Source organism: Burkholderia sp. BCC0397, assembly GCF_902832865.1.
Lineage (GTDB): Bacteria > Pseudomonadota > Gammaproteobacteria > Burkholderiales > Burkholderiaceae > Burkholderia.
Genome location: NZ_CADFDL010000006.1, coordinates 42,022 through 52,682, shown reverse-complemented (window position 1 = coordinate 52,682; position 10,661 = coordinate 42,022). Strand labels below are relative to the sequence as shown.

Annotated in this window: 10 protein-coding genes; 6 read left to right on the top strand and 4 right to left on the bottom strand. The window is 68.8% G+C overall.

Annotated features, from left to right (window positions below):
* From nirD to HWX03_RS19685, 4 genes are all read right to left on the bottom strand, one after another.
* Window positions 1-345 carry a nitrite reductase small subunit NirD gene (gene nirD / locus HWX03_RS19700; RefSeq protein WP_175872348.1) on the bottom strand — a complete coding sequence of 115 codons (345 nt, stop codon included), beginning with the start codon at window positions 343-345 and terminating at the stop codon, window positions 1-3.
* A 38-nt stretch (window positions 346-383) separates the two neighbouring features.
* A complete protein-coding gene (gene nirB, locus HWX03_RS19695; RefSeq protein WP_175872347.1) occupies window positions 384-2,957 on the bottom strand; it encodes a nitrite reductase large subunit NirB in 2,574 nt (857 codons plus the stop codon).
* Between the two features lie 21 nt (window positions 2,958-2,978).
* Window positions 2,979-4,304, bottom strand: coding sequence for an MFS transporter (locus HWX03_RS19690; protein WP_175872346.1), 1,326 nt, complete (start codon window positions 4,302-4,304; stop codon window positions 2,979-2,981).
* Between the two features lie 97 nt (window positions 4,305-4,401).
* Window positions 4,402-4,698: a hypothetical protein gene (locus HWX03_RS19685; protein ID WP_175872345.1), complete on the bottom strand. Its 297-nt coding sequence runs from the start codon at window positions 4,696-4,698 to the stop codon at window positions 4,402-4,404.
* A 264-nt stretch (window positions 4,699-4,962) separates the two neighbouring features.
* Between HWX03_RS19685 and cobA the strand changes: the two genes are divergently transcribed.
* The 6 genes from cobA (at window position 4,963) to HWX03_RS19655 (ending at window position 10,580) form a co-directional block, all read left to right on the top strand.
* Window positions 4,963-5,724: a uroporphyrinogen-III C-methyltransferase gene (cobA, locus tag HWX03_RS19680; protein WP_175872344.1), complete on the top strand. Its 762-nt coding sequence runs from the start codon at window positions 4,963-4,965 to the stop codon at window positions 5,722-5,724.
* Between the two features lie 163 nt (window positions 5,725-5,887).
* Window positions 5,888-6,484 (top strand): ANTAR domain-containing protein, encoded by a 597-nt coding sequence (locus HWX03_RS19675; RefSeq protein WP_175872343.1) that lies wholly within the window; start codon window positions 5,888-5,890, stop codon window positions 6,482-6,484.
* A 5-nt stretch (window positions 6,485-6,489) separates the two neighbouring features.
* Window positions 6,490-7,533, top strand: coding sequence for a CmpA/NrtA family ABC transporter substrate-binding protein (locus HWX03_RS19670; RefSeq protein WP_175872342.1), 1,044 nt, complete (start codon window positions 6,490-6,492; stop codon window positions 7,531-7,533).
* Window positions 7,534-7,676: 143 nt separating this feature from the next.
* A complete protein-coding gene (locus HWX03_RS19665; RefSeq protein ID WP_175872341.1) occupies window positions 7,677-8,276 on the top strand; it encodes a uracil-DNA glycosylase family protein in 600 nt (199 codons plus the stop codon).
* 413 nt (window positions 8,277-8,689) lie between these two features.
* Window positions 8,690-9,433, top strand: a complete 744-nt coding sequence (locus HWX03_RS19660) for a glucose 1-dehydrogenase (protein WP_175872340.1) — start codon at window positions 8,690-8,692, stop codon at window positions 9,431-9,433.
* 205 nt (window positions 9,434-9,638) lie between these two features.
* Window positions 9,639-10,580, top strand: a complete 942-nt coding sequence (locus HWX03_RS19655; RefSeq protein WP_175872339.1) for a helix-turn-helix transcriptional regulator — start codon at window positions 9,639-9,641, stop codon at window positions 10,578-10,580.
* Window positions 10,581-10,661: the final 81 nt, after the last annotated feature.

Genomic DNA, 10,661 nt, shown 5'->3' with positions numbered 1-10,661 from the left:
TCAGGCCGCGATCCACACGAAGCCGTCCTCGACCCGCGACGGATACGCGTTCACCGACTTGTCGGGCGCTTCCAGGCATTCACCGGTCCGCAGGTCGAAATGCTGCTTGTACAGCGGCGACGCCACGACGACGCGCTCGCCGAGGCTGCCGATCAGCCCGCGCGACATCACGGCCGCCTGCGACACCGGATCGACGTTGTCGATCGCGAACACGCCGCCGTCGGCGTGCGCGACATGAAACACCGCGACCTGCTCGCCGTTGACGAGCGCGCACACGCCGGTGTTCGGCACGATGTCGTCGAGCGCGCACACGCGGGTCCAGGACAGCGGAAGACGATCGTTCATGATGGGCTCCTTGGAAAAGACGCTGGCGTCGGTCAGGGTCAAACGGTTGCGGGTTCGGCGACGACGGGAATCGACACGGGCTTGCCGCCCGCGCGCTCGTCAGGCGTCGCGGGACGGATCTGGCCGCGCGTCTCGACGAATTCGATGGTCGTATCCGGCGCGTCGCTGTTCACGAAGTGGCGGAAGCGCTTGCGCGTATCAGGATCGGTGACGGCCCGCTTCCATTCGCACTCGTAGGTATCGACCACGTGCTGCATGTCGGCTTCGAGTTCGGAGGCAATCGCGAGCTTGTCGTGCACGACGACGTCGATCAGGTAGTCGAGGCCGCCTTCGAGGTTGTCGCGCCACACGCTGGTGCGTTGCAGGCGGTCGGCCGTGCGCACGTAGAACATCAGGAAGCGGTCGATGTAGCGGATCAGCGTCGCGCGATCGAGATCGGACGCGAGCAGTTCCGCGTGGCGCGGCTTCATCCCGCCGTTGCCGCACACGTACAGGTTCCAGCCCTTCTCGGTCGCGATGACGCCGACGTCCTTGCCCTGCGCTTCCGCGCACTCGCGCGTGCAGCCGGACACGCCGAACTTGATCTTGTGCGGCGCGCGCAGCCCCTTGTAGCGATTCTCCAGGTCGATCGCGAGGCCGACCGAATCGTCGACGCCGTAGCGGCACCAAGTCGACCCGACGCACGACTTCACGGTGCGCAGCGCCTTGCCGTACGCGTGCCCCGATTCGAAGCCGGCGGCGATCAATTCTTCCCAGATCGACGGCAGTTGTTCGACGCGCGCGCCGAACAGGTCGACGCGCTGGCCGCCCGTGATCTTTGTGTACAGGCCGTATTTTTTCGCGACCTGGCCGACCGCGATCAGCCCTGCCGGCGTGACTTCGCCGCCCGGCATGCGCGGCACCACCGAATACGTGCCGTCGCGCTGGATGTTCGCGAGGTAGTAGTCGTTCGAATCCTGCAGCCCCGCGTGCTCCTTCTTCAGCACGAACTCGTTGAAGCACGATGCGAGAATGCCCGCGACGGCCGGCTTGCAGACGTCGCAGCCGAGCCCGCGGCCGTGCTTGTGCAGCAGTGCGTCGAACGTCGTGATGCGCTCGACGCGGATCAGGTGGAACAGCTCCTGGCGCGGATGCGGGAAGTGCTCGCACAGATGGTTGTTGACCGCGAGGCCCTGCTTCTTCATCTCGGCCTTCATGATCTGCGTGACGAGCGGCACGCAGCCGCCGCACGACGTGCCCGCGCCCGTGCACGTCTTCAGCGCGCCGAGGCTCGTCGCGCCATCGGCTACCGCCGTGCAGATCTGCGACTTCGACACGTTGTTGCACGAGCAGATCTGTGCGCCTTCCGGCAACGCGTCGACGCCGATCGCCGGCTTCGCCGCGCCGTCCGCCGACGGCAGGATCAGGAATTCCGGCGACTCGGGCAGCTCGATGCGGTTCAGCATCATCTGCAGCAGCGTGCCGTATTCGGACGCGTCGCCGACCATCACCGCGCCGTGCAGGTACTTGCCGCAGTCGGATACCACGAGCTTCTTGTAGACCTGACGGCGCTCGTCCGCGTACTGGTACGTGCGGCTGCCGGCCGTCGTGCCGTGCGCGTCGCCGATGCTCGCGACGTCGACGCCCATCAGCTTCAGCTTCGTGCTCATGTCGGCGCCGGCGAATGCAGTCTCCACCGCCTCGTCCATGCCGCCGGCGACCTGCTTCGCGACCACGCGCGCCATGTCGTAGCCTGGCGCGACGAGGCCGTACACCATGCCGTTCCAGGCCGCGCATTCGCCGATCGCATAGATGTCGGCATCGCTCGTGCGGCACGCGTCGTCGATCGCAACGCCACCGCGCGGGCCGATGTCGAGCCCACACGCGCGGGCCAGTTCGTCACGTGCGCGGATGCCGGCCGAGAACACGATCATGTCGGTGTCGAGATGCGTGCCGTCGGCGAACGCCATCCGGTGCGTGCCTTCATCGCCGTCGACGATTTCGATCGTGTTCTTGCCGGTATGCACGGTCACGCCGAGCGCCTCGATCTTCGCGCGCAGCATCCGGCCGCCGCCGTCGTCGACCTGCACGGCCATCAGGCGCGGCGCGAATTCGACGACGTGCGTGTCGAGCCCCATGTCGCGCAGCGCCTTCGCGCACTCGAGGCCGAGCAGCCCACCGCCGATCACGACGCCGCGCTTCGCGTGCGCGCCGCACGCCTGCATCGCTTCGAGATCCTCGATCGTCCGGTACACGAAGCAGCCCGCTCGATCGCGGCCCGGCACCGGCGGCACGAACGGACGCGAGCCCGTGGCGAGCACCAGCTTGTCGTACGCGAGCGTTTCGCCCGATGCGAGCGTGACCGTATGCGCGGCGCGGTCGATCGATGCGACTTGCGCGTTCAGGCGCAGGTCGAACTGCGGATGGCGCTCGAAGAAGCCGGGTTCGACCAGCGATAGGTCGTCCGCCGACTTGCCCGCGAAGAACGCCGACAGGTGCACGCGATCGTAGGCCGGGCGCGGTTCCTCGCCGAGCACCGTGATCTCCAGCGCGCCGGCCGTGCCGGCTTGCGCCGCGACGCATTCGAGAAGCTTGTGGCCGACCATGCCGTGGCCGATGACGATGAGTTTCATGATGGCGTTTCCTTCGGTCGATCAGTTCGCGGCGCTGGCGGCGGCCAGCGCACGATCGCGCAGTTCGGCTTCGCGCGCCTTGTGTTCTTCGCTGAAGCGCACGGCCATCGCGCACAATGCGGTCGCGGTAACGGCGAGGCCGAGCAGGCTCAGCGTCTGCTGCACGTCGCCGACACCCTTCAGCAGGAACGATGCGGCCACGGCGCCGACGTTGCCGCCCGCGCCGACGATCCCCGCGACGCCGCCGAGCGCCTTGCGGTCGATGAACGGCACGAGCGCATAGGTCGCGCCGCACGCCATGTGCGTGAACAGCCCGAAGGTCAGCATCGCGACGAGGGCGATGCCGATGCCTTGCGCATGCGAGAACCAGATCAGCCCGAGCCCTTCGCCGATGATCAGCGCGCACAGCAGCATCGCGCGCACGTCGAGGCTGCGCCGCGTGGCAATCTTGTCGGACAGCCAGCCGCCGAGCGCGCGGGCGAACAGCGCGAGCAGCCCGAACATCCCGACCGCGAAACCCGCGTCCTTCAGCGACAGCTTGAAGTGATCGACGTAGTACAGCGCGGCGATGTTGTGGATGAACACCTCGACGCCGAAGCACGCGCCGTACGTGACGAACAGCATCCATACGCGGTAGTTGCCGCACGCCGCGAAGAAGCTCGCCCAGCCGCCCTTCTTGCCGCTGTCGACCGTCACGCCCTGCTTGCGCAGCGCGACGAAGTCACCTTGCGGGCAGTCCTGCGTGAAGCGCCAGTACGCCCACGCCATCACGAGCATCGCCACGCCCGGCACGACCAGCGCGATGCGCCACGACGAGTCCTCGCCGAAGCCGAGCATCAGGCCGGCGGCGACGAGCAGCGGCATCAGCGCCTGCGTCGCGCCCGCGCCGGCATTGCCCCAGCCGGCCGTCGTCGCGTTCGCGGTGCCGACCACGTTCGGCGCGAACATCACCGACGAGTGGTACTGCGTGATCACGAAGCCCGCGCCGATCGCGCCGATGCCGAGCCGGCAGATCAGGAACCACAGGTAATCGTGCGTGAACGACACGGCGAACACGGGGATCGCGCCGAGCAGCAGCAGCCCGGCATACACGCGGCGCGGGCCGAAGCGGTCGCACATCGGACCGACCAGCAGCCGCACGGCGATGGTCGCGGCCACCGCGGCGATGTTGATGTTCGCGACTTGCGCCGCGGTGAGATGGAATTCGCGCGCAATCAGCGGCATCAACGGCGCGCACGCGAACCACGCGAAGAAGCATACGAAGAACGCCATCCACGTCAGATGGAACGCGCGCATCGGCGCGGTGCGGAGGCTGAAGAGATCGATACGGGTAGCTTTGTCGGTCATGTCATCCGCCAAACGAAAAACGGCGTCCTGCGCACCCGGTCTCGTCGAGACCTGATGCGTAGGACGCCGTTGCCCATGAAGCCCGTTGCCGGGCGCGTCAGTATTCGGTACTGCGGACGAATCGCCATTGATCCGCCCGGACCCGCTTACGCAAACGCCGTGCCATATCGGCTCGAATCGGGCCGAGAACCCTGTTGCACAAGGCTTGCCGGACAATACGCGACGCGAACCGGCGCATCGCGCGCGATGCGTCGTGATGCAGCGAGGCACAGATGTGGTGCGCTGCAGCACTGGCGTCGTGCGACATCGCGGTGCGCGCGGGCGGCGCACGATGCACGCCGATGCGGCATGGCGACGGACCGTGCGCGGCAAGCGCATGCATGCGTGCGGCCATCGCGCGGCGCGTCACGGCACGCGATGGCCGCGCGTTGCGCCGGTTGGCCCGGATATTGCTGAACCCGATGCATCACACCGGCAACGGCGCCGGTGGGCAGTCCCGCAAAACCCTGCTCGCCCTTCATGGCGGGCCCTCCAGGACAACGGCGTCCCTCCGTGCACGGCACGGCCGGATGCCGGTGCGTTTCGACCGCCCGCCGCCGCCGCGCAACAACGCGTTATCAGACCGCCGCAGGGATGCGATGCGGCACAGGAACACGACATGACGACAGGCAAAGTCACGCTGCTGGGCGCCGGCCCCGGCGATCCCGATCTCCTCACGCTGAAGGCGGTAAAGGCGCTGGCCGCCGCGGACGTGCTGCTGCTCGACGATCTCGTCGCGCCCGGCATCGTCGAACTCGCGCCGCAGGCGCGCGTGATCCGCGTCGGCAAGCGCGGCGGCTGCCGCTCCACGCCGCAGGCGTTCATCGAGAAGCTGATGCGCCGCTACGCGCTGCGCGGCGCGCACGTGGTGCGCGTCAAGGGCGGCGATGCGCTGCTGTTCGGCCGCGCCGGCGAAGAACTCGCGACGCTGCGCGCCGCCGCGATTCCCGTGGAGATCATCAACGGCATCTCGTCGGGATTCGCCGCCGCCGCGAGCCTCGGCATCTCGCTCACGCACCGCGAGCACTGCCAGGGCGTCACGTTCGTCACCGCGCATCGCCAGGACCACGGCGAACCCGACTGGGCACGGCTCGCGGCGACCGGCACCACGCTCGCGATCTACATGGGGATGAGCCGCGTCGACAGCATCGCGGCGGGTCTGCTCGCCGCGCTCCCAGCGTCGACGCCGGCCGCCGCCGTGCAATGGGCCGGCACGCCGCACGAGCGCCGCTGGACCGGCACGCTCGGCGGCCTCGCGCACGGCATCGCGGCGGCCGGGCTCGGCAGCCCGGCCGTGATGCTCGTCGGCGGGGCGATCGGCGAGGCCGCCGTGCAATGCGCCGACGGCGCAGCCGACGCGATGCTGTCCCGGGCCGCGTAATGCACCGTGTCCCGCGGCGCCGTCCGCCTGCCCTTCCCGATCGTCGCAGCCGCGTTCGCGTCGGCTGCCAGCGATGCGGATCCGATGCGCCGAATGCATCCCGCCTCGCCTCGCAAACGCTTTTCAACCCTTGCACCGAAGCCTGTTCGTCCCCGTTCGCGCCATGAGTTCGCCCGTCCCGCCCGCCCGCCTGCGCGTGCTGCTCGTCACCGACACCGACAAGCCGATCGGTGAGCTCGGCGACGCGCTCGCGCGCCTCGGCTACGAGATGCTGAACGACGTCGCGACGCCCGCTCGCCTGCCGGCGGCCGTCGAGGAGCAACGCCCCGACGTCGTGATCATCGACACCGATTCGCCGTCGCGCGACACGCTCGAGCAGCTCGCGGTCATGCATGCGACCGCGCCGCGCCCCGTGCTGATGTTCAGCCACGACGCCGACCAGGAACTGATCCGCGCGGCGGTCGGCGCGGGCGTCAGTGCGTATCTCGTCGAAGGGTTGTCGGCCGAGCGCCTCGCGCCGATTCTCGAAGTCGCGCTCGCGCGCTTCTCGCACGACGACGCGCTGCGCCGCCGGCTGGCCGACGTCGAGCGCGAACTCGCGGAGCGCAAGCTGATCGACCGCGCGAAACGCGTGCTGATGGACCAGCGCAAGCTGTCCGAACACGACGCGTATGCGGCGCTGCGCAAGCGCGCGATGGATCAGGGCCTGCGCATCGTCGACGTCGCGCGACAATTGCTCGACGCGTCACCCCAGCCATGAGCGCTATGAATACCTCCCCTCCCGCCGCGCCGGAACGCGCGCATCTTCGCCTCGGCTTCGTCGCGCTGAGCGACGCGGCCCCGCTGATCGTCGCGCAGCGCCTGAACCTCGGCGCGCGCCACGGCCTCACGCTCGAATTGAGCCGCCAGCCGTCGTGGGCGGCCGTGCGCGACAAGCTGCTCAGCGGCGAGCTCGACGCCGCGCATGCGCTGTACGGGCTCGTGTGCGGGCTGCAGCTCGGCATCGGCGGCCCGCAGACCGACATGGCCGCGCTGATGGTGCTGAACCGCAACGGCCAGGCGATCACGTTGTCGCGCGGCCTCGCCGACGCTTACCGCGAAACCGCCAGCGTGCGCGCCGCCTTCGCGACGCTCGGCCGCAAGCCGCTGCTCGCGCAGACCTTCCCGACCGGCACGCACGCGATGTGGCTGAACGCGTGGCTCGCGTCGCACGACGTCGATCCGCTGCGCGACGTGCGCAGCGTCGTGATTCCGCCGCCCGAGATGGTTGCCGCGCTCGCGGGCGGCGAGCTCGACGGCTTCTGCGCGGGCGAGCCGTGGCACGCGGTCGCCGAAGCATGCGACGCGGGCCGCACCGTCGCCGTCACGAGCGAGATCTGGCCCGATCATCCGGAGAAGGTGCTCGCGACCCGACGCGATTTCGTCGCGCTGTATCCGGCCACCGCACGCGCGCTGGTCCGCACGCTCGTCGATGCGTGCGCGTGGCTCGACAGCGCCGCGCACCGCCGCGACGCGGCCGACTGGCTCGCGTCGCCCGACGCGCTCGGCGTGCCGGCCCGGCTGATCGCGCCGCGCCTGCTCGGCGATTACGGCGCGGGGCCGTTCGCGACGCCGCCGCTGCCGATCCGCTTCCACGACGGCGGCGCGGTGAACCGGCCCGATCCGCGCGAGGGCCTGTGGTTCCTGTCGCAATACCGGCGCTGGGGCATGCTCGACGGTGCGCACGACGACGCGGGGATCGCCGCGGCGATCGCGCAGACCGCGTTGTATGATGCTGCGGTCGCCGAAGGCGGCGCGGCCGCGAACTGATTCCGACACGGGATGCCGGGACCGTAGCGCCGCCGTGCAGCGACATGCCGAGCATCCGACGCGATGCGCCGGCCTGCACCGGTTCCCCGCGCCGCCCGGACGCCTTTGTATCCGTGCCGCCACTCCGTCCCCGCTCTGAATCGATGCCGAAACGAACGCGCGCGCCGCTCGACGTGCTGCTCACCGAAATCCGCGCGTGCCGCGTATGCGAAGCCGACCTGCCGCTCGGCCCGCGCCCGGTCGTGCGCGCGCATCGCGACGCCCGCATCCTGATCGTCGGGCAAGCGCCGGGCGCACGCGTCCATGCGAGCGGCATCCCGTGGGACGACGCGAGCGGCAAGCGGCTGCGCGACTGGCTCGGCGTCGACGCCGACACCTTCTACGACGAGACGCGCTTCGCGATCGTGCCGATGGGCTTCTGCTACCCGGGCCGCGGCGCGAGCGGCGACAACCCGCCGCGCCCCGAATGCGCGCCACTGTGGATCGACCGGCTGCTGGCCGAACTGCCGTCGATCCGGCTCACGCTGCTGATCGGCCAGTACGCGCAGCGGCATTTCCTGCGCGACACGCGCAAGGCGACGCTGACCGACACCGTGCAGACGTGGCGCGACTACGGCCCCGCGATCCTGCCGCTGCCGCATCCGTCGCCGCGCAATCAGGCATGGTTCAAGCACCATCCGTGGTTCGACGCTGAAGTCGTGCCCGAGCTGCGGCGCCGGGTCGCGCCGCAGCTCGACCGATGAGCGATGGGTGCGGCGCACCGTTGTTCGGCGATACGCCTACTTCAACGGCAAGTCTGACACCCCGTCGCGTAGCGGCTCGGCTCGTCTGGATTGCGTTCCGAAACACAGGCTGGACGCCCCATTTCAAGCGCATCGCCAATGGCGCCTCCGCCCAATGCGGATGCACATGCACATTGCGCTTCAGGGCATTTGACTCGGCCTGCCGTAACACTTTTTGACTGTGCTCGACTGTCCTTTCCAGGCGCTCTCGCATTCCCGAATGGGAAATGCGCTGCATTCCTTGCGTACGGCCCGCTCACCGACCGGAGTGTCGGCCTTGCTGCTCCACGCGTTAAGCCGCCTCAATACACCTCTTCCCGGATTTTGATAGCCTGACTTCCTTTCAAACGAACAACATGATCTCGAGGAATCCGATGAAGCGTTTCGACAACAAAGTAGCAATCGTGACTGGCGGGGCAAGCGGCATTGGCGAGGCCACTGTCCGCGCGTTTGCCCGGGAAGGCGCCAAGGTCGTCATTGCCGATCTGACCGACAAGGGCGCGCTGCTCGCCGCCGACATCGGCGAAAACGGCGGGCAGGCGCTCTATATCCAGACCGACGTCACGAGCAGCGAATCCGTTCAGAACCTGATATCGAGAACCGTGCAGGTTTATGGCCGCGTAGACATCATGTTCGCCAATGCCGGCATTGCCGACGACGACCGGATCGAACAGCTCCACGAATCCGCATGGCAAAAGACGATCGATATCAATCTGACCGGCGTTTATCTTTGCGATAAATATGCGATTCAGCAGATGCATACACAAGGCGGCGGCGTCATCGTCAATTGCGGCTCGATCCACAGCCACGTCGGAAAATCGGGCGTGACGGCCTATGCCGCAGCGAAGGGCGGCGTGAAGCTCCTCACCCAGACGCTCGCGATCGACTACGGCCAGCACAACATCCGCGTGAACGCCGTGTGCCCCGGCTACATCGACACGCCGCTGCTGAAACACCTGCCGGATGCGCAGAAAGCGGCACTGATCGCGCTGCATCCGATCGGGCGTCTCGGCAAAGCGGAGGAAGTCGCGAACGCCGTGCTGTTCCTGGCGAGCGACGAGGCGTCGTTCGTCAACGGCGCGTCGCTGATGGTCGACGGCGGCTACACGGCCCAGTAAGCGGCGTTCCGGTCCGGCCGCGGCCGGCGGCGAACGTGCCCGCGCCAGCGATGCCGCCCGGACGTTTACGGGACTCGGGTCGTTCACCCCGCCCCGATCGGCCACGGGGGTGCGCTGGCGGCCCCCGATTCCGGCCGAAGCCTGGGGCAGACCGATTTCGCTGTACCATCGCGGCTCCACCGCGTCACCAACAGCAGAATCCTTCATGCCCTCCACCGCCCCGCCGCGCCTGTACGGGATGCCCGAACGCAGCGACCGGCTCGATTTCTACATCCGCGACCAGGCGTCGCGCCAGGCGATCACCGAGCCGCACCGGCACGCGTATTTCCAGATCCAGTTCAACCTCGGCGGCGACACCGAGCAGCGCATCGGCGGCGTCACGCGGCCGTTTCCGCGCGGCGCGCTCGCGTTCGTGCTGCCGCACCGCGAGCACCTGATCCCGCATCCGGAAGGCGCGCATTTCATCGTGATCAACTTCAGCCAGGCGTTCCTGCGCGCCGATCTCGACGTCGATCCGCTCGATCTCGAGGACGTGCCCGCGCACCGCTTCCCCGAACTGACGCCGTTCCGCTTCCAGGAGCACCTCGATTTCATCCTGACCGGCGATACGTACGACGAAACGCGCCGCCTCGCGCTGTGCATGCTCGACACCGATCGCGTGCGCACGTTCGGCTCGACCACGCTGCTGCGCGGCTACCTGCTGCAACTGATCGGGCTCGTCTGCACGCAGTACGCGGGTGCGCTCGACAAGCTCGCGCAGCGCGGCGCCCAGCGTGCCGGCCGGCGCGACGCGCTGGCCCGCGTGCTGCGCCACGTGCGCGCGAACCTGACCCGCGAGGACCTGACGCTCGCCGCGACCGCGGAAGCCGCGTTTCTGTCGCCGAACTACCTCGCGCACCTGGTGCGCAAGGAAACCGGCAGCACCTTCACCGATCTCGTGACCGAGCGCCGGATCGCGCTCGCGCAGTCGCTGCTGGCCCATACCAGCCGGCGCATCGCGGACATCGCCCGCTCGGTCGGCTTCCGCGACGAAGGGTATTTCGCGCGGCGCTTCCGCGCGCGGGTCGGCGTGTCGCCGAAGGCGTACCGCGACGCGAACGCCGCGCTGCCCGCCGACGACGACACGCAGCCGGCCGCCGACGCGTAGTTTTGTCCCGGTAAAACGCAGTTGCGTCGCATCCGGGCGAACGCACGTCGGGTATCGTTGCACGCATGCCGGCGCGGTGTG